The organism is Chryseobacterium urinae (assembly GCF_030518295.1).
GTDB lineage: Bacteria > Bacteroidota > Bacteroidia > Flavobacteriales > Weeksellaceae > Chryseobacterium > Chryseobacterium mucoviscidosis.
In genome coordinates, this window is the sequence record NZ_JAULSJ010000001.1 from 165,230 (window position 1) to 187,616 (window position 22,387).

At 36.3% G+C, this 22,387-nt stretch carries 24 protein-coding genes; 11 read left to right on the plus strand and 13 right to left on the minus strand.

Features of this window, described 5'->3' with window-relative positions; genetic code table 11:
* Complete coding sequence (locus QWT87_RS00715; RefSeq protein ID WP_302712683.1) at positions 1 to 891, minus strand: hypothetical protein; 891 nt, start codon at positions 889 to 891, stop codon at positions 1 to 3.
* Positions 892 to 1,142: 251 nt separating this feature from the next.
* Positions 1,143 to 1,877: a helix-turn-helix domain-containing protein gene (locus QWT87_RS00720; protein WP_302712685.1), complete on the minus strand. Its 735-nt coding sequence runs from the start codon at positions 1,875 to 1,877 to the stop codon at positions 1,143 to 1,145.
* Positions 1,878 to 2,156: 279 nt separating this feature from the next.
* Between QWT87_RS00720 and QWT87_RS00725 the strand changes: the two genes are divergently transcribed.
* Positions 2,157 to 3,326, plus strand: a complete 1,170-nt coding sequence (locus QWT87_RS00725) for a thioredoxin family protein (RefSeq protein WP_302712687.1) — start codon at positions 2,157 to 2,159, stop codon at positions 3,324 to 3,326.
* A 60-nt stretch (positions 3,327 to 3,386) separates the two neighbouring features.
* Here QWT87_RS00725 and QWT87_RS00730 read toward each other — a convergent pair whose 3' ends face one another.
* Positions 3,387 to 4,178, minus strand: coding sequence for a GLPGLI family protein (locus tag QWT87_RS00730; RefSeq protein WP_302712689.1), 792 nt, complete (start codon positions 4,176 to 4,178; stop codon positions 3,387 to 3,389).
* Between the two features lie 66 nt (positions 4,179 to 4,244).
* The gene (locus tag QWT87_RS00735; RefSeq protein WP_302712691.1) at positions 4,245 to 4,568 is read right to left on the minus strand and encodes a hypothetical protein; all 324 of its coding nucleotides are present in this window, start codon (positions 4,566 to 4,568) and stop codon (positions 4,245 to 4,247) included.
* 177 nt (positions 4,569 to 4,745) lie between these two features.
* Between QWT87_RS00735 and QWT87_RS00740 the strand changes: the two genes are divergently transcribed.
* Positions 4,746 to 5,129 carry a helix-turn-helix domain-containing protein gene (locus tag QWT87_RS00740; RefSeq protein WP_256040968.1) on the plus strand — a complete coding sequence of 128 codons (384 nt, stop codon included), beginning with the start codon at positions 4,746 to 4,748 and terminating at the stop codon, positions 5,127 to 5,129.
* A 256-nt stretch (positions 5,130 to 5,385) separates the two neighbouring features.
* Here the strand turns inward: QWT87_RS00740 and QWT87_RS00745 are convergent, their stop codons facing one another.
* Complete coding sequence (locus QWT87_RS00745) at positions 5,386 to 6,408, minus strand: 3-oxoacyl-ACP synthase III family protein (RefSeq protein WP_302712695.1); 1,023 nt, start codon at positions 6,406 to 6,408, stop codon at positions 5,386 to 5,388.
* A 72-nt stretch (positions 6,409 to 6,480) separates the two neighbouring features.
* On the opposite strand from QWT87_RS00745, the gene QWT87_RS00750 reads away from it, so the two are divergent.
* The 5 genes from QWT87_RS00750 (at position 6,481) to QWT87_RS00770 (ending at position 11,660) form a co-directional block, all read left to right on the plus strand.
* Positions 6,481 to 7,380 carry a magnesium transporter CorA family protein gene (locus QWT87_RS00750; protein ID WP_116096417.1) on the plus strand — a complete coding sequence of 300 codons (900 nt, stop codon included), beginning with the start codon at positions 6,481 to 6,483 and terminating at the stop codon, positions 7,378 to 7,380.
* A gap of 401 nt (positions 7,381 to 7,781) precedes the next feature.
* Complete coding sequence (locus tag QWT87_RS00755; RefSeq protein ID WP_302712700.1) at positions 7,782 to 9,368, plus strand: patatin-like phospholipase family protein; 1,587 nt, start codon at positions 7,782 to 7,784, stop codon at positions 9,366 to 9,368.
* A gap of 51 nt (positions 9,369 to 9,419) precedes the next feature.
* Complete coding sequence (locus QWT87_RS00760) at positions 9,420 to 10,154, plus strand: hypothetical protein (protein WP_185205185.1); 735 nt, start codon at positions 9,420 to 9,422, stop codon at positions 10,152 to 10,154.
* A gap of 72 nt (positions 10,155 to 10,226) precedes the next feature.
* Complete coding sequence (locus QWT87_RS00765) at positions 10,227 to 10,934, plus strand: hypothetical protein (protein WP_185205184.1); 708 nt, start codon at positions 10,227 to 10,229, stop codon at positions 10,932 to 10,934.
* Positions 10,935 to 11,285: 351 nt separating this feature from the next.
* Positions 11,286 to 11,660 (plus strand): glyoxalase, encoded by a 375-nt coding sequence (locus tag QWT87_RS00770; protein WP_302712703.1) that lies wholly within the window; start codon positions 11,286 to 11,288, stop codon positions 11,658 to 11,660.
* Between the two features lie 21 nt (positions 11,661 to 11,681).
* On the opposite strand, the gene QWT87_RS00775 is transcribed toward QWT87_RS00770, so the two are convergent.
* The 7 genes from QWT87_RS00775 to QWT87_RS00805 all read right to left on the minus strand — a co-directional run bounded on the left by QWT87_RS00775 (position 11,682) and on the right by QWT87_RS00805 (position 17,645).
* Positions 11,682 to 12,233, minus strand: coding sequence for a DNA-3-methyladenine glycosylase I (locus tag QWT87_RS00775; protein WP_302712705.1), 552 nt, complete (start codon positions 12,231 to 12,233; stop codon positions 11,682 to 11,684).
* Positions 12,234 to 12,385: 152 nt separating this feature from the next.
* The gene (locus tag QWT87_RS00780; protein ID WP_087711370.1) at positions 12,386 to 13,960 is read right to left on the minus strand and encodes a DHA2 family efflux MFS transporter permease subunit; all 1,575 of its coding nucleotides are present in this window, start codon (positions 13,958 to 13,960) and stop codon (positions 12,386 to 12,388) included.
* Between the two features lie 164 nt (positions 13,961 to 14,124).
* A complete protein-coding gene (locus QWT87_RS00785; RefSeq protein ID WP_165796670.1) occupies positions 14,125 to 14,268 on the minus strand; it encodes a hypothetical protein in 144 nt (47 codons plus the stop codon).
* A gap of 14 nt (positions 14,269 to 14,282) precedes the next feature.
* Positions 14,283 to 14,417, minus strand: a complete 135-nt coding sequence (locus QWT87_RS00790; protein ID WP_262889533.1) for a hypothetical protein — start codon at positions 14,415 to 14,417, stop codon at positions 14,283 to 14,285.
* Between the two features lie 179 nt (positions 14,418 to 14,596).
* Entirely contained in the window at positions 14,597 to 15,700 is a 1,104-nt protein-coding gene (locus QWT87_RS00795; RefSeq protein WP_076394746.1) for an HlyD family secretion protein, read from the minus strand.
* Positions 15,701 to 15,721: 21 nt separating this feature from the next.
* Positions 15,722 to 17,035 (minus strand): TolC family protein, encoded by a 1,314-nt coding sequence (locus tag QWT87_RS00800; protein ID WP_302712712.1) that lies wholly within the window; start codon positions 17,033 to 17,035, stop codon positions 15,722 to 15,724.
* A complete protein-coding gene (locus QWT87_RS00805; protein WP_116096483.1) occupies positions 17,019 to 17,645 on the minus strand; it encodes a TetR/AcrR family transcriptional regulator in 627 nt (208 codons plus the stop codon). Before QWT87_RS00805 ends, QWT87_RS00800 begins: the two co-directional genes overlap by 17 nt.
* Before the next feature lie 159 nt (positions 17,646 to 17,804).
* Here QWT87_RS00805 and QWT87_RS00810 point away from each other — a divergent pair, with 159 nt between their 5' ends.
* On the plus strand, positions 17,805 to 18,029 hold the full coding sequence (locus tag QWT87_RS00810) for a hypothetical protein (protein WP_076394740.1): 225 nt from the start codon (positions 17,805 to 17,807) through the stop codon (positions 18,027 to 18,029).
* Positions 18,030 to 18,066: 37 nt separating this feature from the next.
* Here the strand turns inward: QWT87_RS00810 and QWT87_RS00815 are convergent, their stop codons facing one another.
* Positions 18,067 to 19,182 (minus strand): DNA polymerase III subunit, encoded by a 1,116-nt coding sequence (locus tag QWT87_RS00815; protein WP_302712718.1) that lies wholly within the window; start codon positions 19,180 to 19,182, stop codon positions 18,067 to 18,069.
* A gap of 256 nt (positions 19,183 to 19,438) precedes the next feature.
* Between QWT87_RS00815 and QWT87_RS00820 the strand changes: the two genes are divergently transcribed.
* Genes QWT87_RS00820 through QWT87_RS00830 form a run of 3 tightly spaced genes read left to right on the plus strand, consistent with a single transcriptional unit; the run spans position 19,439 to position 22,365 of the window.
* Positions 19,439 to 20,722 carry a hypothetical protein gene (locus tag QWT87_RS00820; protein WP_087711379.1) on the plus strand — a complete coding sequence of 428 codons (1,284 nt, stop codon included), beginning with the start codon at positions 19,439 to 19,441 and terminating at the stop codon, positions 20,720 to 20,722.
* Position 20,723: 1 nt separating this feature from the next.
* The gene (gene lptC, locus QWT87_RS00825) at positions 20,724 to 21,317 is read left to right on the plus strand and encodes an LPS export ABC transporter periplasmic protein LptC (RefSeq protein WP_087711381.1); all 594 of its coding nucleotides are present in this window, start codon (positions 20,724 to 20,726) and stop codon (positions 21,315 to 21,317) included.
* 4 nt (positions 21,318 to 21,321) lie between these two features.
* The gene (locus tag QWT87_RS00830; protein WP_302712721.1) at positions 21,322 to 22,365 is read left to right on the plus strand and encodes an anhydro-N-acetylmuramic acid kinase; all 1,044 of its coding nucleotides are present in this window, start codon (positions 21,322 to 21,324) and stop codon (positions 22,363 to 22,365) included.
* Positions 22,366 to 22,387: the final 22 nt, after the last annotated feature.

A 22,387-nucleotide genomic window follows, 5' to 3' on the forward strand; every position in this document is an offset into this window, starting at 1 on the left:
CTATTCTCCCAGATAAATAAAAGTATTCACTACAAGATAAGCAGATCTGTTATCTATAGATTTCCCTAATCCTCCTGTAGAAACAGTTGCTGTTCCTGCAACAGTATGCATATGCGCTCCTGCAGGTGCTGTATTGTTCAGCATTCCGATGCCGCCCCATGCGGTTGATCCTCCATCCGGCTGATAACCGCCGGAACTGTTGTTCACCGTGGTTCCACCCAACAAAAATCCGCCTTCTGTGGAAGAATGGGTATGAGATCCTGCACTTTGCGCCACCCCGTTTACCGGTCCTGAAAGGGTAATATTCGGTAGGTTAGACTGTAAAATGCCGAAATGGTTTTCGCCTCCTGTTGTGCCTAGAACTTCTCCGTTGGCTCTGGATTTTAAAACCCGGTCTCTGGAATCCGGCAGATTATCCGTGAATCCTAAACTTGCCGCTGCTGTCTGGCTCGCAGGTGAAAGTAAAGAAATACTTCTTCCGTCCAAAAGATACCATCCTGCGTGATCTGTCTTTTTTACAGAAGTTTTAATATCGCCGATGTTCTTGCTGTTTAATGATTTTTCATCACCAAGCATTAATTTCTGCCAGATCGTACCATCGAAATAATACAATCCCTGAGCATCTACTCTGTTGGTTTTTGAAGTGATTGAAGTTACCGGTGATGTTACATATACAATAGTTCCGGCGTGTGTGCTTGAATATCTGGAATCTCCCGCTTTTAGCTGATCTCCAGTTAATCTCGGGGGCAAAATACCCTCCGCAGTGGAGCCATCGCTGTTCTTTGCGACTACATCCAAACTCGTTATGGGATTTGCTGTATTGATCCCGATCTGCGAAAAGGCAAAATTAGATCCTACAGTAGCCATAACGACTGTAAAAATTGTTCTCATCCGTTTAATTCGTTACTAGTTAATGTTTCATGGTTTGGTGCAAAATATCGGTTACATATTTTACAACATTGGCTAGTGGCATTATTAGTTTTTAGTGTTTAGGTGAGCAGTACGGGTTTTATTTTTCCGGAAAGATTGGTAATAACTGCAGTAGTAATGGTTATCCCGTAAAACTGGCGCAAATATAATGCACTCAATAGTTTCTGCGAAAAGAAAGGTTATCCGTTTTCAGGAAAATGAAAAGAAAAAGACTAAGACTTTTGATCGTTTTCGTGAAAAAAAGGAATCATATCCGACTGATTTTCAGAATAAAGCAACTTAATATAAACCGATGGAGAATAATCTGTAATCTGTTTAAAAACGGAGGCAAACTTGCTGTGAGAAGAAAATCCGCACTCTTCAGCGAGGATGCTGATCTTGTATTGGCGGTATTTTTCGTCATTAATAAGCTTATCGACGATGTAATTTATCCTCAGACGATTGATATAGGTTTTAAAATCTGAATTTTTGTGGCGGTTGATGAGGTGCGAAAGATATTTCGTATTGGTGTTTAACTCTCCTGCAAGAAAGGAAAGAGACATATTTTTATTCGTGAAGGAAGTTCCCTTTTCAAAATCATCCAAAAGTTCCAGAAGTTTGGCTTCGGTTTCGGAAGTCATCGGAGATTCTGCTTTTTTTCTGTCTTTTTCATTCTCGCTGCGATGAATTTCTTCTACGGAAATATTGATAAAATCTTTGTAAGGATTCTCAGGAGGGAAATCTCCATCCGCAACAAAAGCCTGCCGCTGGTTTCTGAGAATATTTCTGATTCTTGCAAGCTGCTTTTTCTGTTTGGATCTGAAATGAAGAAATAATCCTATTAATGCAGAACATAAAACAATAATGACAACATTCTTTGCAACATTTATTGTTTCATGATGCTCATGTATGGTAACCGGAAAAATATTGACCAGTAGTAATAAAAACTGGTGGAAACTATTAGACATACTTCAACAAATTATTATCCTTGTTATAATAATTCATCATTTTCATGGGTGTCTTTTTGTTTTTCACAAAACTAAGAATAATTTATTTTTTAATAAAATTTAATACTTCCAATTAATTCGATAGGTAAAATGAAAATATTTACTGTTTTTAATAAAACATCCGTTTCTTTTTTAACCTGAAATCAAAAAAATAATCAAAACATCGTTGTAACTATTTCTCTCCTGAAAAGACTTATTTATTAACATAATTATTACATTTGCAACCAATAAAAAGTATTTATGAAAAAACTATCGATATTTTCTGCCTTATTCATCGGAGCGTTTGCTCTTGCGCAGGGAATAAAATTTGAAGAATCCAACTTTACAGCCGTTCTTGCTAAAGCAAAAAAAGAAAATAAACTTGTATTTATCGACGCTTATACCACTTGGTGCGGACCTTGTAAACTGATGGCGAAAAATATTTTCCCGCAGAAAACCGTAGGAGATTATTACAACTCCCACTTCATCAATGCAAAAATTGATATGGAGAAAGGCGAAGGAATTGAAATTGCCAAAAAATACAACGTAAAAGCCTTCCCTACTTACCTTTTCGTAGACGGAAACGGAGAATTGGTACACAGAACTTTAGGATATGTGGAGGAAAACGATTTCATCCAGTTTGCAAAAGATGCAGGAGATCCAAGCAAAAGGTTAACCGCACTGAAGCAAAAATTTGAAGACGGCGAAAAAGATCCTGAGTTTCTGAAAAACCTTGCTTCTCTTACGATGTATAACGATGCTGAGTTTGCAGGAAGAGTAATGGAGCGCTATTTCAGTTCAAAAAAAGAACTGGACAGAGAAGATGTTCAGATGTTACTTTCCGTTGCACAGAATCCGGACAGCCCGATGTACAAAATTTTTCAGGCAAAAAAGGATGAAATCTCAAAGATTATTACTCCTCAAAAGTATGAAGCGATTGATAAGAATATCAAGATCAGCAGTATCTTTAAAAAGTCTTACAACCCACAGTCAAAAACGTGGGACGACAATTATTTCCTGACAGAAGCTCAGAAATTTTTATCTAAAGATGAGGCTGAAAAAATCCTGAAAAAAGCACAGGCTTCAAGAGCTTTAAGAGATAAAGACTTTGCCAAATACGAAAAACTGACGCTTGAACTGAACCAAGACACTTCTGCATTAAGCTCCGAAGAACTGAATTCTCTTGCATGGAATTTCTTTGAAAATGTAAACAACAAAGCTTCTCTGGAAAAGGCATTAGTCTGGGCGCAGGAATCTGTAAAGAAAGACGAAAACTTCGCAAATACCGATACTTTAGCCAATCTTTACAACAAAACCGGCGACAAGAAAAACGCCAAACTTTGGGCTGAAAAATCCATCGAACTGGCAAAAAAGACAGGACAGGATTCTTCTGATACCGAAAAACTGCTGAAAAGCCTGAATATACAGTAAAAAATAAAAAAGGTTGTCTCTTAAAACGGACAACCTTTTTTTATGAATTTAAATCACAATTTAATCCAGATGATTATTATCTTTTCTATGCCTTTTTTCTACCCATTCTTTTTGGTCTTTGGTTAAAGTTCTTCCGGTTGCCATAAAAAAAGCTCCCGCAGGATCATTTTGAAAATCTGCTCTTTTTTTAGAAAACTTCTGATAATCTGTTTCGATGATGTTTCTTATAGGAGCTATTAATTCACTAATATTTTTAAGTTTAATTAAGGTAAAGTGAAAATAGTCTTTATCGTCATAAGCTTCAATTACCAATCCGGGTAATCCTTTAAAAGTATAAGGTCCTTCAGAAACAGGAACTTCTTCCGTATACCATGCGGTAATATTTTTATTTCGATATTTTCCTACCGCTTTTCTGCATTTATAAGTACTTATTATTTTAGTATCATCTTCTAATTTCCAATCAATTTTTTGATCTGCTTCAAAAGCATACGTTGCATTAAAAATCTTATCGTAAATCTCTAATTTGTTTTCAGATTTAAATACTTCCGGATTAAAATAAGCTTTTGGAATTTTAGAAAAATCAATAATAATTCTTCCGTTTATAGGATTTTTGATACTATTCTTCGTTGATTCCTTCGTTAAAGAATCATAAATTGCCTTTTGATCGCTTTTGAAAATAGAAGATTTCTTACCTATCCACAGACTCGTCATTTCTTCTTTTTGACTGTTTGCATCTGTTGTGTCTATTAAAAATTTAGTCAAATAGGTACATTTAATATTTGAATTTTCCAATTCCTGAGAAAATAAAATATTCCCTAAAAATATCATAACTAAAAATAATAATCTCATCATGTTTTAAAAATTTAATAAAGTCTCAGTATAAAACAGACTGAGACTTTTTATTTTACAAATTATTGTTTACCCACAAAAGAACTTTGTTGCCAATGTCCCATTTGTGGTCATACAATTCCATGCATCATCCCATGTTGAAACACACGTTCCTGAACCGTAGCAAACCTGATCATCAAGAAACATATCTAAACAGGGAATATACATTGAGTATTCTATACAATTATATTGTAATGTTTTAGATTCTGCTTTAGAAGATTCATTCGTGTTTTTTTTCTGAATAACTTCTTTTTTCTCTTTTTCTGTTTGTTTAGCAGGTTTTGTTTCTTCTGCGTTTTTTGCATTTACCAAGCCGGCAACTCCAAAGGCTGCCAATAAAATAATTTTTTTCATTTGTTTTTAGAATTTGAAATTAATAATAATTTTTCATTAAAAGTATTTCGCGAAACTTTTTTCAAAAATAAAATCTCATTCCCTAATCATCTATTCCAAACAGAATAAAATACAATTCCGTTTGGAATAAATTTTTTCTCCTAAAAACAGTATATTTACAGTTCAATTTCCATAATTATGAATAACAGTGTTGGCTTTAAAATAAAAAAACTGAGAGAACAGAAAGAAATGTCTCAGGAAGATCTGGCTTTTCAGCTTGAAGTTTCCCAAAGCTATCTCAGCAAAATTGAAAATGGAAGCATTGAAAAATTAGACTTTATTTTTATGCAGAAAGTGGCTGAATTTTTTAAAGTGGAACCTCAGTATTTTTTGGAAGGAGATACCATCATCAATAATAATGTAGAAACAAGCAATAACTCTTCTGTGGGAAATGTAGGAGATACAAATATTAATAATGTAGATTTAGATTTATTCAAAAGCGTGATGCAAAATCAGCAGCAGATCAGTCAACTTATGGAAATGCAGAATAAACTGATCGAAAAAATGTTGAAAGAAAAATAGGGAGAAGCATTCTCTACCCGAGAATACCAAAACCCAGACAGATTCTTACTTTCTCGGAACGAGAAAATTCAGCCTGAAAGAAAAATACTCCGTCTCACTCCGAGAAAGTGTAAACCCAAACAGTTTGGCTCCGTCTCGGATTGAGAAAACGCAAAACCGAAAAGAATGTTTATTTATAAAAGTTTAAACAAAATCCACATAAAACAAAATCCGCAGAACAGTCTGCGGATTTTTATCGTAAAATGCTTCTTTGGCATTAATATTCAAACAAAACACTTCCCCATGTGAAGCCGCTTCCAAAGGCAGAAAGAAGTACCAAATCTCCTCTTTTAATTTTCCCTTGTTCAATCGCTTCACTTAAAGCAATCGGAATAGAAGCTGCCGTTGTATTTCCGTATTTCTGGATGTTGTTGAAGACCTTTTCGTCCGGAAGTCCAAACTTCTGCTGAACAAACTGGGCAATTCTTAAATTCGCCTGATGCGGAATAAACATATCTACATCGTCAATTGTTTTTCCTGCTTTATCTAAAGCTTCCTGCATGGTTTCAGGGAATCTCGTTACTGCGTTCTTAAACACGAAATTTCCGTTCATGATCGGGTAAACTTCTTTGTCCGTCACATTTTCAGGTTCTTTTCTCATCCTGTCGCTCCATCCGTACTTGGAACCCGGAAACTGGGTGCACAGTTCATCTGCAAATTTCCCTTCGGAGTGCATATTGAATGCTAAAATATCTCCTGCGTTTTCATCTTCTGTTGCAGACAGTACAATCGCTCCTGCCCCATCGCCGAAAATAACGGAAACGCCTCTTCCTTCATCCGAAAAATCAAGCCCGAAAGAATGCACTTCCGCACCCACCACCAAAATATTTTTATACGTTCCGGATTTAATGAAAGCATTTGCCACACTCGTTGCATATACAAAACCGGAACACTGGTTTCTTACATCCAAAGCACCAATGGTATCGCAGCCAAGCAGATCCTGCAGCAGAACTCCGCATCCCGGGAAATAGTAATCCGGAGAAAGGGTTGCAAAAACAATATAATCTATATCTTTAGCCGTTAAACCCGCATTCGCAATTGCTTTTTCAGAAGCTTTGAAACCTAAATAAGCCGTCGTTTCCTGAGAATCGTTTCTGTTTTTACGGTGTCTTCTTTCTTTTATCCCCGTCCTTTCCGTGATCCATTCGTCATTGGTGGTCATTAATTTTGCTAGATCATCATTGGTAACAACGTTATCTGGAACATAAAATCCGATTCCTTTTATTGTACTTTTAATCATATAGTTTTTTAATTTTGACAAAGATAAACTTATTTAAGACATAGTATTTCAAAATATTACTATTTTTACGTTATGCCAATTGACACGATTTACAGAGATTCCCAGTGCGAATGGGTAGATGTAGAGGCTCCCACAGCGGAAGACCTGAAATTTTTACACGAACGGTACGAAATCAATAATCTTCTTCTTGAAGATACCTTAGATCCCAATCACTTACCGAAATATGAAGAGGACGGAGAAGTAAAATTCTTTCTCCTGCGGGAAAGTACCGAGCTGGAACGTAAAAACCTCAATACGATCAGCGACATCAGTACCAAAATCGGGATTTTTATTCTGGGAAGAACCATCATCACGATCCACAGGATGAAAACGAAAAGCATTGCAGAAACCAAGAAACAGCTTTCTGCCATGAAAACCGAAACCACCTCCAAAAATATTGCGTTGAAAATCGCACTGCTCATCATGAAAAGTTTTGATGATGAATCGGTAAGTCTTCTGGAAACGATGGACAATATCGAAAACGAAATTTTCCTTAAAAATACCAACCATACGAACCAGATTAAAAGGTTATACAAGCTGAAAAGAAAATCGGGGCTGAATTCAAGAGTACTTACGATTTCCACAGATGCCATTGATAAATTTAAATTACTCGGACTTCAGGATTCTGAAGCGTATGATTTAAAAGACAAACACAAGGACGTGGTTGCGGATTTCGATCATCTTAACGCACAGATCACCAACCTTATCGGGATGTTTCTTGCTCTTTCTGACCAGAAAGCCAATCAGGTGATGAAAGTTCTGGCGATTTATTCGGTCTATTTTTTACCCATCACTTTCATTGCAGGAGTTTACGGAATGAATTTCGACAATATGCCGGAACTGCACTATAAGTATGGCTATCATGCTGTTTTAGGAGTCATGGCTCTGGTTGTGATCTGTACCTTCATCTACGCGCGAAGAAAACAATGGTAATTTTCCCGCTTTAATTATCGTGAAAATACTGTGGCTGAATATTTTAATTAGTTGTAATTTTAATTCGAAAAGAAGAACGGTTAAATTTAAATACGCTAATTCTTTTGCCAAAAGTTTTTAGCATTTAACATTAGATTTCTCCTTCCGTCGGAATGACAGTGAAAAGAGGAATATTGTATTCCCCGCGTTCGCGTGAGGGATACGGAAGGTCCGACTGAAAGGAGGAGTTTCAGCGCGGCGCTTCGCGCCGCGCTGAAACCGGAACGAAGTGAAGCCTGCAGAAGCCCGACCCGAAGTGATGATGCGGGAAACCTTACAGGTTTTAAAAACCTATAAGGTTTGGATAAGGAAAACGGAGGGACACGCCCAAATAAAAAATAAAACAACCAAAAACAAAAGCCATGAAACCTGAAATGCTGCAAAAAATTCTTGAGGAAGATGTTCTTTCCAAAGAATCCAAAGAAAAACTTTCCGCGCTTCACGACCGTATTTCGGCGAAGGAATTTTCTGATCTACTGGATGCGGAAGGCAATCAGTATGTGGAATTTGTGCAGGAAGGAGGCGGAGTCTGGGGAAGCGCACTGGTAGGTTATCTGTACGGACTGGAAATTTTCGGGATCCGTTTTCTGAAAGTGGCGGGAACGAGTGCAGGAGCGATTAATACGATGCTGATCGCCGCGTGTAAAACCAAAGAAGAAGCCAAAAGTGAAGTGATTAAAGATATACTCTTCAACTGGAATTTCTCCGACTTTATGGATGGAAAACCGTATGTAAAAACCACCATCCATTCCATGCTGAATAACAAAAACTTCCTGAAGATCAATTCAATTATCGCAGGAATTATTATGCTGATTCTCGTGATTGCGCCTTTTGTCATTTCTTCGGAAACAACGCTGAGAGCCAAACTTCTTTTTCTGGTTCCCATCATTCCGATCATCATTGCTTATCTGTATCTGAGAAAGTTATATAATGATCTGAAAAAAGCCAATTCAGGATTAAATCCCGGAAACACTTTTCTGAATCAGATGAAGGATGTTCTGGATGCCTTCGACATTAAAACCGTGGCTGCGCTGAATGATAAGTTTGTAAAAAAAGGCAGAGACCTCAACCTGAATTACCGTCATGGCAACGAAACACAGTACTACAATATTGCTTTAGAAAGCATTGAAGAAATTCATCAGAACAATAAGGAACATATCGATGAAATCCGGTTTAAAATATTTTACGACGGAGTTGTTAACAACGAATATTATAAAAAAGATCCTTTCTATTCCTTAAAATCGGAATATATTGTGATTACAACGGATATTAACGCCAAAATAAAAGTGGAACTTCCCACAATGGCAAATCTGTACTGGTCGGAAGAAGAGCTTAAGAAGATCAGTCCGGCTGAACTTGTGAGAGCTTCGATGTCGGTTCCCTTCTTTTTTGAGCCTTTTCAGAAGCCAATCGATAAAAATGATGATTCCGTAAAATATGCATGGAGATTCTGGATGAATACGAAACAGGAAGACATCAATCCTGCCGGAGTTTTTATTGATGGCGGAAGTATTTCCAATTTTCCGATCGATCTTTTCCATTCCACTGATATCTTTTATCCGAGAATGCCTTTATTCGGGGTACAGTTAACGAGCGATTCTGATATTCAGTCTGAAAAAGGAAAAACCAGCGCAGAAATTTTAAAATCGCCTCTCTCTTTTGCAGGTAATATTATTGATACTTTAAAAGGTTTTAACGACAAAACTTTTCTCACCAAACATACGTTCTACCATCTTTTCAGCATTCAGACCGTGAACTGCGGAACCAGCAACTGGCTAAACTTCTTTATGAAAAGAGAAGAAAAAGAAGAATTGTTCAACCGCGGATTTTCGGCTGCCTTAGATTTCCTCAGTAATTTCGACTGGCAAAAATACAAATGCGAAAGAATGATGGTTTCCATGAAGGAGAAAAAGATCCTGAAGGAAGAGGATACGAAAACGGTGGGGTAAGGAATTTTGAGTAATTTAACTAAAACTGTATAAATCTGCTTTTTATTAAAAATGAATAAATTTTCAAATTTACTTTACTTCACACTTATTTTTTATTTTTACGGATGTGGAAACAGTTTAAGTGAATGGACTATTGATGAATTATATGCACAGAAAATTGAAGGAACTTCAAAAATATTATACAAGTATAATGCTTGGGGAGGACTTGATTCTAATGCCAATGGATTTATAATTTTAGATTCGTCAGAAGATTTTAAAATTAACCTAAAAAATGAACTTCCTTTTTATTTCCTCTCAGAAATTCCAAACAGTTCGCATATCGAAGGTATTACTCACGATTGCTATGGTTCTTGTGGAGAAAGTTATAATAAAACAAATCCCATCTATAGACCAATGAAAACTGAAAATAGCGTTAGTAATGAGATAAATGTAATTACACGAATCTTCCAGTATCGTGGCTATTCCGAAAAAGATCATGCATTAGAACGTTATGTTTTTGAAAGATTTAATGAAACTTCAGATAGCTTATTCTTTTATAATCTAAATGATGTTGAAAGTCTGGATGGAATTCATCTTGATGAATTAAAAGTAAAAAAAGGAGAAATTTATCTACAGGAAAACAATAAGAAAGAGATAAAGAAAATAATTATTGAAGATGTAAAACTAAATCTGAAAAATAAAAATATTGAACAGATAAGAAGTATTTTTCTGACTCCAAAATATCTAACGAAAAATACAGAATTTTCAGAAAGAGGAATATTCAGACAAATTATACTTACAAAATAAATGTAAAATATGTCCGGTTATATAAATATCTATAAACTCGACCCCATTAAAATAAAGGAAAAACTTTATCCTATGCTTATTAGTACAGAACTTCCGGAAATTTATATTCCTGAAACCGAAAGATTAATACATAATTTTAAAAAGTTTTTGCAAACTAATAAAGATGATTGGAATTACCGGGATGCTTCTTTTGAAAACATTATACAAAAGCTGACTGTTGAGAATTTCAATCTCACTTATGATGAATTTACTGCAATTAACGACTGGTTTAGATGGTATCACAGAGATAAGATAGACATTGATGAAGTTATATTGGATGATTATGGACTTATTGAAATAGGAAGTCTTCATACGGGGTTTGAAACATCAGCATTTCTGAATTTAGGATGTAAAGGTATCGAAGATTATCTATTTCCAATCCGAAAGCCTGATTTTGAATGGAATGAAGGACATTTCCCTCTAAATTCTAAAGAATTAATCTTAATGATTGATTACATGCTTATTTTATGTATTAAGATTTCATTATTTTTAAAAGATTCTGAAGCTGGAGATATGATTAAAGACTTCCAGCCAAACTCCTTTTCTTACATTCAAGAGCTGAAATTAAGCGTAGAACAACACTTACAGTCTTATCTTTTAAAGAATGATGAAACAGTTTATCATGAAGAAATGAAACAGATGTTTGAAGGGTATAATGTACATTTTGCCTACCTGTTAAAAGCAATGAAGAATGATTTGGGCAATTATGAAGGCTTACTTTATAAAGAAGATCATTACTGATAAAATTAAAAACATTGAAGTTGTTTAAAGAACTTTGCTCCTTAAAGAGCTGAATCTGTGTAGAAATAAAAATAGATCTATCAATCAATCCGTAGGATTGATATCTCTAATACAATAAATATTCTAAAGATAGCGTTCCTATGGAACGCCGAACATCTTCCGAATATGATTTCTACACAGATAAAACTCTATAGAGTTTTCTAGCATTTTACTTAAAACAATTTTATTCTAACAATTTTCATTATCACTAAATTTTAAGTAAAAAATCAATGAAGAAACTTATTTTTGGGAAACAAAAAGTTCGGATATTTCATAAATTGATTTAAATAAAAACCATATACACCAAGCGGAATGATAAGCAAAAAAGACCTTCGGGAAAACCTCTCCCTTCCGACATTTGAAAACAGCAGTAAAACAGAATTATTTCAGAATAATGTGCTGCGTCCTGTTTTAAAATTACAAAATGATATTTTCATCCAGATATTCAGAGACTATGCAATGAGAAAAATGTCAGATTTTACTTCTCTGAAAAACGAGCAAAAAATAAATTTCACAGAACAAAGCCTGCAAAAAGATATTGCCCTGAAAAACACCTACCTCGGAATGATAATCGGAATGCTCACTCCGGAAGAAATAACGGTCTATCTTTCCGACAGCAAATCCTTCAATAAAAGGATCATTACGATGCTTTCTGAAAGAATTAAAAGTCAGATCGAAGCTTTATAAATCAATAGATAATTGTTGAAACTACGGTTTATTCCACATCGGATTATGCTTTAAAACCTCATCATACACGGGACAGCTTTCTGCGTGGGAACCTTTCAGATAACCGATGCTCATCAGGAATTCATTCACGATTTCTCCGCCCGTAAATTTGAAGGTCTTCTTGAAAAGCTTCATCCATTCCGGTAACGTTTTGGGATGATGATGTTCCAGCCATTTTTCAAAAGAACCGAATTCTTTCTGCAGTTCTACAATGGTTTTTGCATTTTCAATGGCAGCATTTACCTTCAGCTTATTTCTGATGATTGCAGGATCGTTAAGCAGTCTTTCCCAGTCAGATTCAGTGTAAGAAGCCACTTTTTGAATATCAAAATTATCATACGCCTTTCTGAAACCCTCTTCTTTCTTCAGAATGGTTTCCCAGCTCAGCCCTGCCTGATTGATTTCCATCACCAGTCTCCCGAACAGTTCATTATCATCATGAATCGGAAAACCATAATGCTTATCATGGTATCTTTTGTGCAGTTCTCTCCTGCTTTCAGGCTGCATTCCTTCAATTGCCGCGCAATAACTCATTGTTATTATTTTTTGTGGATAGTTAAGTGCAAATATAAGCACCGGTAATGACAACTGTATGGCAGGAGCGGTAAAAATTTATGAAAGTTTTTTTGTCTATTCCACTAAAAAAACCTCCACAAAAGGAGGTTTAGTATATGTAAGTAAAATGTTTAATGTACCCCACTCAGATCAATCTTTTCTTTGCTTTTTCGTTCTTTAATAAATAAGATGAACGGAATACAGACAAGGAAGATTACCCCAAGATAAAGGAAAACATCCATGTAAGAAAGGACGGTTGCCTGTTTCGTTACAGAAAGATCGAGCATTTTGTAGGCGGCGTTCATTGCGGCATCGGGAGTCATTCCTTTTGCGATAAAACTGCCTTTCAGAGCCTGTAATCTTTGCTGTACCGCAAAATCGGTCTGGTCGAGGTGCGAAATAAGATTCACTCTGTATTTCTGACTCGCATTGGCAATGAATGTCGTGATCGCCGCAATTCCGAAGGAACCTCCAAGCTGTCTCATCATTCCTGTAAATGCTGCTCCCTGCCCGATTTCCTGCCCTTTCAATGTACTTAAGGAAAGCGAGGTGATCGGGATAAACAATAACCCCAGTCCGGCTCCTCTTACGATAAGCATCCAGAAGAAGGCATCTTTTCCTGTGTCCGGAGTCAATATTTTATATCCCCAGAAGCTGTAGATAAAGAAGATAAATAATCCCAGTGAAACCAAAATCTGCTGTTTGGCTCCTTTTGAAAGCAGTCTTCCGATAATCGGCATCATGAAAGCCGTCGTTAAAGCTGCCGGAATCATTAAAGCACCCGACTGAAGCGCCGTCCATCCCAAAATACTCTGGGTATATAAAGGAACGATAAACGTTGAGCCGTACAAACCAAATCCTAAAACAAAGGACATCACGGTTCCGATTCTTAAGTTTCCGTTTTTCAGAACACGCAATTCTACAATCGGATATTTAAAGGTAAGTTCTCTCCACAGGAAAAGGATAAATCCTAAAACCGCGGCTGCTGTAAAGAAAACGATCATTCCGCTGGCAAACCAGTCTTCTTCATGACCTCTTTCCAGAATAAACTGTAAAGAACCTACGGTAATTGCCAATAATGCAATTCCGATCCAGTCTACATCGGAAATCTTTCGTTTTTCGGCATATTTCGGACTTCTTACAAACTGAAGCGTCATTAAGGTTGCCGCAATCCCGATCGGAATATTAATATAGAAAATATACGGCCAGCTAAAATTATCCACAATATATCCTCCCAAAGGCGGACCCAATGTAGGACCGATAATTACCCCAAGTCCGTAAATTGCCTGTGCCATACTTCTTTTTTCCACCGGATAAGATTCCGTAATGATGGTTTGTGAAGTTACCAGAAGCGCTCCCCCACCGATTCCCTGCATGAGACGGAAAAATACAAGTTCCCAGATGTTGGTTGCATTTCCGCATAAAAAGGAGAAAACGGTAAATATAATAATGGAAGCCGCGAAATAGTTTCTACGCCCGAACTGCTGCGAAAGCCAGCTCGTCATCGGAACAATAATTACGTTTCCGATCGCATATGCGGTGATTACCCATCCTACTTCGGAAAGGGTGGCTCCAAGATTTCCCTTCATTTCATTAAGGGCAACGTTTACAATCGTGGAATCCACTATTTCAAGCAAAGCACAAAGAATTGCCGTAATCGTAATGATTACTCTTCGGGCTCCGTATTCTACTAATGAATCTTGCATAGTTTTTTTAGTGTTGTATTAAAAATCAAGAGATTTGAGATTCGGAAATATGAACAAGTTTTTACGAACCAACTTTGTTCTCTCATCCATGAGATGAGGTTTCAGAAAAATTTAGCTGATTAAAATTTCATCAAAGTATTTCCAAATCTCTAAATTTCTCAATTTTAAAAAAGTGAATTGTCAATAATCATCCTCTGCATGGTCTTATTTTTACCTCTGCATTTTCCTCTACATGATCTGTCTTCATTAAACCGGAATTCTGCTGCATCGTTCAGCTTCATCATTTCAACATCAGTTTTCTTCTTCATATCCGGCAACCGCTTCATTTATCGTCTTCATTTCCTGTTTCCTCTTCATGATCTTTCTGCATTACACCGGAACCTTCTTCATGGATCAACTTCATCATTTCCACATCTATCATTGATCTCTCTTCATTATCCGGCATCAGCTTCATCATCAATCTTCAAATTCATTTCATTAAAAAATGACTTCTCCTTCAAAAATTGACAATTCACTTATATATTTTTGAAAAAAGTGAATTGCAGTTATCAATCTTTCATTGTCAATTCTACTACTTCATTACATCTCATAACCGATCTGCTTCTGCATTGCTGACAATTCACTTATTTTATATTTTTATTTTAAAGAAACTTCTGCTTTTACATTCATTCCTGTTCTTAATCTTTTGGATACATTTTTATCCAGATTTACAAAATCGATTTTTACAGGAAGTCTCTGTACTACTTTTACGAAGTTACCACTCGCATTATCCGGAGGAAGTATAGAGAAGGTAGCTCCGGTTGCTGGAGAGAAAGAACTTACCACACCGTCAAATTCTCTGTCTGGGAAAGCATCAATCTCGATTTTCACTTTTTGTCCTTCCACCATTTTATCAATCTGGGTTTCTTTGAAGTTGGCAATTACCCATTTCTGGTCATTTTTAACCAAAGAAAACAATTGTGAACCTGCCTGTAAATACTGTCCTGCCTGAATCGGCACTTTTCCTACATATCCGTCTTCCGGTGCTACAATTACCGTGTAAGATAAATTCAGTCTTGCATTTTCTACATCCACTTCTCTCTGTTTTGCAACGGAATTTGCCACTCCGATCTGCTGAGAACTTGCTGCGGTCTGAGAAGAAGCGATATTGGTTTGCTGTGCAATCTGGTTTCTCTGATCGATTAAAACCTGAAGCTGCTTATCTGCAGACTGTTTTGCTGCCAAAGCCTGCTCATACTGCTGTTCTGTAATAGAGTGGTCTTTCACAAGATTGGCATATCTTTTTAAATCCTGAGAAGTTTTCCAAACGTTTACTTTTGCGGCTTCAATCTGTGCATTCGCCGTAGTAACAGCGGCTTCAGAAGAATTTATATTTTTTGAAGTTGCCGTTGTGGAAGCCTGTGCATTAGAGATGCTGCTTTTTGCTGTTGCCAAAGCTGCTTCTGCCTGCTGTAAAGCCATTTTCTGATCTCTGCTGTCCAGAATAACCAGAGTATCTCCTTTTTTTACAAACTGGTTGTCTTTTACTTTTACTTCCGTTACGTATCCTGAAATTTTAGAAATTACGGGAGCCATATTGGACGCGATCTGTGCATCGTCTGTTTCTTCATGAACCTGCCCGTAAGAATAGGTTCTGTAACCGTAGATTCCTCCGCCGATTAAAACTACTGCTAATATGATAGGGAAAACTAAACTTTTTTTCTTTTTAGGTTCAGCCGTTTGTGTAGTATTATTTTCCATTGTGGGTATAAGTTCTTAATTTTATTTGTTTGTTAAAGTTCCGGTGGTCTGTAATAGTTTTCTGTAGGCTAAAGCAGCATCTGCTTTCGCATTGATCACTCCTACGTTCGCTGAGATCTGTGCTGCATCTGCATCCAGAAGTTCCGTCATCGTAGCCAAACCGTTATCATATTTATTTTTTGTAATTCTGTAATTTTCGTTAGCCTGTTCTGCAGATTTTTCGAAAACGGCAATTCTCTTTTTAGAATAGTCTGTGTTCTGATATTCTCTGTTTACATCAAGCTTGATGTTGTCGTTTAACAACTCATTGGTTGCCTCCAACTGCATTTCTCTTGCCTGAGACTGCTTCAGTGAAGAGTTTTCTTTCCACAGATTCGATAAGTTGTAAGAAATTCCTACACCTACATTTACCGCATTATAAATCGTTAAAAACTTCGGAATATCTGCCGCCACATAACCTCCTGTAAAAGCAATGGAAGGAAGATTTTCTGCTTTCGCGGATTTTGTTCCCAAAGCTACAGCCTGTCTCTGTTTGTCCAAAGCCTGAAGATCTTTTCGGTTTTCTCTGGCTTCATTTAAATAGAAATCAAGCGGTTTTACTTCATTTCCTTCTTCAATGTAGTTTTGATCTACTTCGATTTCTGTGGTTTCCGGAAGTCCAAGCAATAAATCCATATTGATATTGGCAATATTGTAGTTGTTTTTTGCTTCCAGCAACTGAAGTTCGATGTTTGAAGTCTGCAAACTTGCTTTTAAACGGTCATTTCTCGCAATTACTCCGTTGTTTTCAAGTTTAAGGAACGTTTCGTCTCTCTTTTGGGAAGCGGTAAGGTTTTCTTCTAAAACTTTGATGGACTGGTTGGCTTTAAACAAATTATTGTAAGCCTGCGCAACATTGTAAGCAATGGCTACTTTATCGTTTTCAGTAGTTAATTTAGATGCTTCCACTAAATATTTTGCAGATTCTATTCCGTATTTTATTCTTCCTCCGCTGTAAATCGGAACGCTGACATTCGCTGATCCGTAGGCAACCTGATGAACTTCCGGACCTCCTGCTCCTGAAACTCCGGGAAGTTTAATATCAATATTCGGTTTTAAAGGAAGATACATATAGCTTCCTGAAATTTTCAGCTCCGGAAGTTGTCTGTTTTTGGCTTCCAGAAGATTGGCTGTAGCTTCTTCTATTTTTGCAGCATCAATTTTAAGATTTTTGCTGTTCTGGATTCCCAACTGCACGGCATCATCAAGAGTGAGGGTCTTTTTCTCCTGAGCATTTGCGTTTGCAATCCCTACGAATAGAGCGAGCGCAAGGACTGAATTATTTATTTTCTTCATAACCTAGAAGGTCTTTTAGTAGATATTTAATATGTTTATTAAGTTCTGTGTAATATTTTTCATCAAATATTTCTTCTTCATTGGTATCGTTCAGGAATTCCTTATACATTTCTTTGGCATTAGAAGCGTAAAATAAAGTTCCGCTCACCGTGGAATGAAGGAGATAAATGGGAGGATTTTTTGTGAAAATTCCTTTCTGAAGACCGCTTTCCAGAATTTTTGAATACATGGAAATGAATCCCATTTTGGTTTCTTTGAGAAATTCTACGATCTGCGGGTTTTCTGCATGAAGCTGCTCTCTCTGCATAATTCTGTAGAAACATTTGTTGTGTCTTACCTTTCCTGCAAACTGATCTACGATTTTTTCAACCTTTTCCCATTCGTTGATATCGGTTCTTTCGATAATATCTTTGGAAAAGAACTGTCCTTCGCTCATTCTGTATTCTACCAGTTTCTCGTACAGTTTTTCTTTAGAACCGAAATAATAAGAGATCATAGAAATATTCACATTTGCAGCTTTGGCAATTTCTCTTGTGGAAGTTCCCTCAAAACCTTTCTCAGCGAAAAGCTTTTCTGCGGCAAATAATATATTCTCTTCTTTTGAAATCATCTTTTACTCTATATCTGTTTTTCGAGGTGCAAATCTACAACCAATTTTTCATAAATCAAACGATTGATTGATTTTTTATTGAAATTTAATTTTTTTTTAATCTTAAAGTTCACCGAATGGAAAAATTGTTATATTTGGATTCAATTAAAAATTTAGATCATGAAAAAAATAATTTCTGTTTTAGCCATCACTTTATTCACTTTCAACTTTGCACAGGAAACCCCGAAAGGTGCATGCTGCGCAGGAAAAGACAAGAAAGAATGTTCCACAAAAGATAAAAAAGCCTGTGGAGATCATAAAAACTGTGATGCTAAACACAAAACAGCAGAAAACAGTTCTAAAACGACCGATAAAAAAGCTGCCAAAGTAAAGAAAACAGCTTAACAATAAAAAACTCCGAATTCATTTCGGAGTTTTTTATTTAGCTTTTATGAATGTATCTTGATAATTTTATCCCGAGATCTGTCCAGACAATTTTGGGATTTCCGTTTCGGGTTAAGTGCAGATCGGCGGTGCTAATTTCTTCCAGAATGCTTTCAATATTGGCTCCGCTGATGAATTTTGAAAATCCCATCCAGTTGAAACCATTGGCATCAATCTTTTTATAGACTAAATTCTCAGACTGATAGTTCTGCAGCAAAGCGAGTCTGAAAATCTCGGAACAGTAGTTTAAAAAATTTTTCTGCTTTTCACGGTTCCAGCCTGCAATTTCTCTTGCCCAAAGAATGATGCTTCGCAGAAATTCAGGTTTCTTTTTTACCATAAATGCATCACGAACCCACTGTACAAAGAGTTTTTCGAACTCGTCGGTTTTATTTCCGGACTGTAAAAGTTTCAAAGCTTCATTAAGGTCTCCCTGAGCCTGATGGATGATTTCCCCTGTCTTGTCTTCTGAAAGATTATAGTTTTTTTTCAGATAAATTTCCAGATCTTCATCGTTTATTCTCGGCACTTCTACAATCTGAGTACGGGAAAGAATGGTAGGTAAAATTTCGTTGGTAGATTCTGCAGTAAGCAGAATGATTGTTTTCGCAGGAGGTTCTTCTAAAAATTTCAGGAATTTGTTGGATGCAGCGACGTTCATTTTATCGGCTCTCCAGACAATTAAAATTTTCGTTCCGCCTTCAAAGCTTTTCAGTGAAAATTTCTGGTTCTGTTCATCAATTTCATCTGCCGAAATAAAAAGCTGCTTATTTTCGGATTCTAAAACAGCCGTCCATTCATCATATCCTGCATACGGAGATTTAAGAATCATTTCCCTGAATTCATCAAATTTATTTTTGCTTAATGAGTTTTTATTATCTGTAAAAACGGGAAAGCTGAAATGCAAATCCAAATGATTGAGACGCTCTACTTTCGCACCGGCGTGTGGATTTTCACTACTCAGAATTTCTTTAGCATACGCCAAAGCCATCGGCAATGTTCCGTAACCTTCTTTTCCGACGAAAAGCTGGGCATGGCTTACCCTGTTTTCGGCGATACTGTCTCTAAGAAGTTTTTTCAGACTTTCCTGTCCGGCAATGTTCTCCCAATTCATGATTCAAAGATATGAAATTTGTAATTTGCAGAATGTGAATTTTTACTTTGCAGGTAAATTTTGCGTTGCAAATGAATTGTGAATTTTATCATGCGGCATGTAGATATTCTACATAAAATTCACACCCAAAGCGAATTTACAATTAAGAATTCATCATAATTATAGCTATTCATCCCCCTTAACAAACTTTAACCTCTTATAATTTTTACAATTCATTAATATTTAAGATATTTGCGCATTGTTTTAAAAATAAAGAATGAAAAAAATCTTTGTACTATCATTGATATCAGTTGGATATTTCCTTAACGCGCAAAATCTGAGTAATTCACCTTATGCAACTTACGGAATCGGAGATGTAAAATATGATAATACGATCGAAACTACCTCAATGGGAGGTATATCTACCGCTTTTATAAGTGATTTTACAAGTAATTTCAATTTTGCAAACCCTGCAAACAATGCTAATTTCGAGCTTACAAGTATTAAGCTGGAAGCTACAAACGAAAACAATTACTTTAAAACAAACTATAACAATACGAAGTCAACGAAGCACTCTACGTACTTATCCAATATTTCTATTGCTTTCCCTTTGTCTCCAAAATTGAAGATGGGGATTTCTTATCAGCCGTACAGCTCAAAAAGCTACGATATTATTCACAGAGATACGCTTTCTGCAGGTAATATCAGAGCCAACAGATTTAAAGGAAGCGGAACTTTGAATACGGTACAAATGGCTTTAGGATATAAAGTGAACGATAAACTTGCTGTTGGAGCAAGAGCAAATTATTATTTCGGGAATCTTTATGACCTTAATGAACTTGCTTATTCCAATGCAGAATTAATTAATGGATACGAAACGAGAAACAGCATCCATAACTTCAACTTTACTTTAGGAGCAAGCTACCAGAACCTGAATACAAGTACAGACAAAAAACTTACGATCGGAGCTACTACTACTTTCGGAAATACGAGTAACATGACGACCGATTATGTAAACAGTACGTATTTCTATTCTGATGCAGGTGCTACTGTAAAAAGTAATGAAAGCATTATCGACCAGAAAAGTACAAAATCTAAAAATCTTTTGCCATTACAGGCTTCTTTAGGGGTAGGTTACGGAGAAGAAAACAGATGGTTCGTTTCTCTTCAGGGAGATTATAAAAAGGGGGAAAATATTAATTATTTCGGAAGCACGCTGGATCTTCAGGATTCTTACAGAATTTCTGCCGGAGGTTGGTATTTACCGAATTATAATAATTTCAGAAGTTATTTTTCGAGAATCGTTTACAGATACGGAGCGTTTTATGAGAAAGGGAATCTTCAGATTGCAGGGCAGAACATTAATAAGTTCGGTATTTCCGGAGGAGTTCTTCTTCCGTTCAAAAACAGCAGCATAACGAGAATGAGCGGTCTGGAACTTGGTCTTGAAGTAGGAAAAAGAGGAACTACTAAAAATAATCTGATCAATCAGAATTTTATAAACCTGAGAGTTGGTTTCAATTTTGCGGATAAGTGGTTCAGAAAGACTCTATACAACTAAAATGAAGTTATTTAGAAACATATCATATAAAAAAAATATAGCATACCTTTTTAGTTGTGCTATATTTTTTGTGATAACTTCCTGTGAAGAAGATCTTACGAAAAATAAAGGCAAACAAAGCAAAAATTTCCCTTCACAGATCATTAATAATGCAAACATCATCCAGAGAGATTCCGGGTTTGTGACGATGAGGGCAAAAGCTCCGATCATTGAAAAATATGAGCTGATCGACAGTCCTTATACGGTTGCCAGAAAAGGAATTGACATTCAGTTTTTCGACAAGAAAAAGCCAAAAATTCCCGGAACAATTAAAGCAAAATACGCTAAATTCTACGATTACAAAAAATTTTACGAAGCGAAAGGAAACGTAAGAATTACCACCAATGAAGGCGATAAATTTGCCATGCAGAGCATTTACTGGGATCAGGTAAAGAAGAATATCTACACCAAAGATACAGTGTATGTAACGAGAAAAGACGGAAGTACGCTCATCGGCGCACACGGAATGCGTGCAAAAGATGATTTTTCCGAATATGTTTTCTTTCAGAATTCCGGAGATTTTGCGGCGCCTGAAATTTCTCAAAACAAGAAATAATCAGATGGTTTTTCATGCAATCGGATTAATGTCCGGAACAAGTTTAGACGGACTGGACATTTGTTTTGCCAGATTTGAAAAACAGGATGAATGGACATTCAAAATTCTGAAAGCAGAAACCCTTTCCTACTCTAAAAACTGGGAAGATAAGCTTAGAAATTCGATCCATCTTTCTGCGGAAGAACTGTTGGAATTGAATTCGGAATATGGTTTTTATTTGGGAAAAGCTGTCAGAAATTTTATTGAAAAGCATCAGATTGGGAACATAGATTTAATTGCATCTCACGGTCATACGGTTTTGCATCAGCCTCAGAAAAAATTTACTTTACAGATCGGCGACGGAAGAGCAATTAAGCTCGAAACAAATTTGCCTGTGGTTTTCGATTTCAGGAGTCAGGATGTTTTGATGGGCGGAAACGGCGCGCCGCTTGTCCCGATTGGTGATGAATTATTGTTTTCGGAATATGATGCCTGTCTTAATTTGGGTGGATTTTCTAATATTTCAATGAAAATTGAGGAGAAAAGAATAGCTTTTGATGTTGCTCCGGTCAATATTATCCTGAATAAATTGGCTCAGAAATTCAATAAAAATTTCGACGAAAACGGTGATTTAGCGAGAACAGGAAAAATTAATAAGAATTTATTGTCTAAATTAAATTCGCTGGATTTTTACAGCCAATCTCATCCAAAATCATTGGGAATTGAATGGTGTAACGAGAATATTTTTCCTCTTTTTGGAGATATTGAAACGGAAAATGTAATGGCAACCTTTACAGAGCATACTGCGGAACAGATTTCAAAAATTTTTAATAATTACCAACTCAAACGCGTTCTTTTTACAGGTGGCGGAACGTATAATCAATATTTAACTGAAAAGATAAAAGCCAAAGCCAACACAGAAATCGTTATTCCTGAAAAAGAGATTATTGATTATAAAGAGGCTTTAATCTTTGCATTGATGGGAGTTTTAAGATACAATAATGAAATTAATGTTCTGTGTTCTGCAACGGGAAGTTCGCAGGATCATAGTTCGGGAATCATTGTTTAAAGCATAAAAAAACCTTCATTGC

What these genes read in the sequence shown, in the direction of transcription:
- lptC (WP_087711381.1), top strand. Translation starts at nt 20,724, where the DNA reads ATGAAGTTATTTAGAAACATATCATATAAAAAAAATATAGCATACCTT.
- QWT87_RS00750 (WP_116096417.1), top strand. Translation starts at nt 6,481, where the DNA reads ATGCCAATTGACACGATTTACAGAGATTCCCAGTGCGAATGGGTAGAT.
- QWT87_RS00790 (WP_262889533.1), bottom strand. Translation starts at nt 14,417, where the DNA reads ATGATGAAGCTGATGCCGGATAATGAAGAGAGATCAATGATAGATGTG.
- QWT87_RS00715 (WP_302712683.1), bottom strand. Translation starts at nt 891, where the DNA reads ATGAGAACAATTTTTACAGTCGTTATGGCTACTGTAGGATCTAATTTT.
- QWT87_RS00785 (WP_165796670.1), bottom strand. Translation starts at nt 14,268, where the DNA reads ATGAAGAAGAAAACTGATGTTGAAATGATGAAGCTGAACGATGCAGCA.
- QWT87_RS00725 (WP_302712687.1), top strand. Translation starts at nt 2,157, where the DNA reads ATGAAAAAACTATCGATATTTTCTGCCTTATTCATCGGAGCGTTTGCT.
- QWT87_RS00740 (WP_256040968.1), top strand. Translation starts at nt 4,746, where the DNA reads ATGAATAACAGTGTTGGCTTTAAAATAAAAAAACTGAGAGAACAGAAA.
- QWT87_RS00755 (WP_302712700.1), top strand. Translation starts at nt 7,782, where the DNA reads ATGAAACCTGAAATGCTGCAAAAAATTCTTGAGGAAGATGTTCTTTCC.
- QWT87_RS00815 (WP_302712718.1), bottom strand. Translation starts at nt 19,182, where the DNA reads ATGAATTGGGAGAACATTGCCGGACAGGAAAGTCTGAAAAAACTTCTT.
- QWT87_RS00760 (WP_185205185.1), top strand. Translation starts at nt 9,420, where the DNA reads ATGAATAAATTTTCAAATTTACTTTACTTCACACTTATTTTTTATTTT.
- QWT87_RS00795 (WP_076394746.1), bottom strand. Translation starts at nt 15,700, where the DNA reads ATGGAAAATAATACTACACAAACGGCTGAACCTAAAAAGAAAAAAAGT.
- QWT87_RS00820 (WP_087711379.1), top strand. Translation starts at nt 19,439, where the DNA reads ATGAAAAAAATCTTTGTACTATCATTGATATCAGTTGGATATTTCCTT.
- QWT87_RS00770 (WP_302712703.1), top strand. Translation starts at nt 11,286, where the DNA reads ATGATAAGCAAAAAAGACCTTCGGGAAAACCTCTCCCTTCCGACATTT.
- QWT87_RS00745 (WP_302712695.1), bottom strand. Translation starts at nt 6,408, where the DNA reads ATGATTAAAAGTACAATAAAAGGAATCGGATTTTATGTTCCAGATAAC.
- QWT87_RS00830 (WP_302712721.1), top strand. Translation starts at nt 21,322, where the DNA reads ATGGTTTTTCATGCAATCGGATTAATGTCCGGAACAAGTTTAGACGGA.
- QWT87_RS00765 (WP_185205184.1), top strand. Translation starts at nt 10,227, where the DNA reads ATGCTTATTAGTACAGAACTTCCGGAAATTTATATTCCTGAAACCGAA.
- QWT87_RS00775 (WP_302712705.1), bottom strand. Translation starts at nt 12,233, where the DNA reads ATGAGTTATTGCGCGGCAATTGAAGGAATGCAGCCTGAAAGCAGGAGA.
- QWT87_RS00720 (WP_302712685.1), bottom strand. Translation starts at nt 1,877, where the DNA reads ATGTCTAATAGTTTCCACCAGTTTTTATTACTACTGGTCAATATTTTT.
- QWT87_RS00805 (WP_116096483.1), bottom strand. Translation starts at nt 17,645, where the DNA reads ATGATTTCAAAAGAAGAGAATATATTATTTGCCGCAGAAAAGCTTTTC.
- QWT87_RS00810 (WP_076394740.1), top strand. Translation starts at nt 17,805, where the DNA reads ATGAAAAAAATAATTTCTGTTTTAGCCATCACTTTATTCACTTTCAAC.
- QWT87_RS00780 (WP_087711370.1), bottom strand. Translation starts at nt 13,960, where the DNA reads ATGCAAGATTCATTAGTAGAATACGGAGCCCGAAGAGTAATCATTACG.
- QWT87_RS00800 (WP_302712712.1), bottom strand. Translation starts at nt 17,035, where the DNA reads ATGAAGAAAATAAATAATTCAGTCCTTGCGCTCGCTCTATTCGTAGGG.
- QWT87_RS00735 (WP_302712691.1), bottom strand. Translation starts at nt 4,568, where the DNA reads ATGAAAAAAATTATTTTATTGGCAGCCTTTGGAGTTGCCGGCTTGGTA.
- QWT87_RS00730 (WP_302712689.1), bottom strand. Translation starts at nt 4,178, where the DNA reads ATGATGAGATTATTATTTTTAGTTATGATATTTTTAGGGAATATTTTA.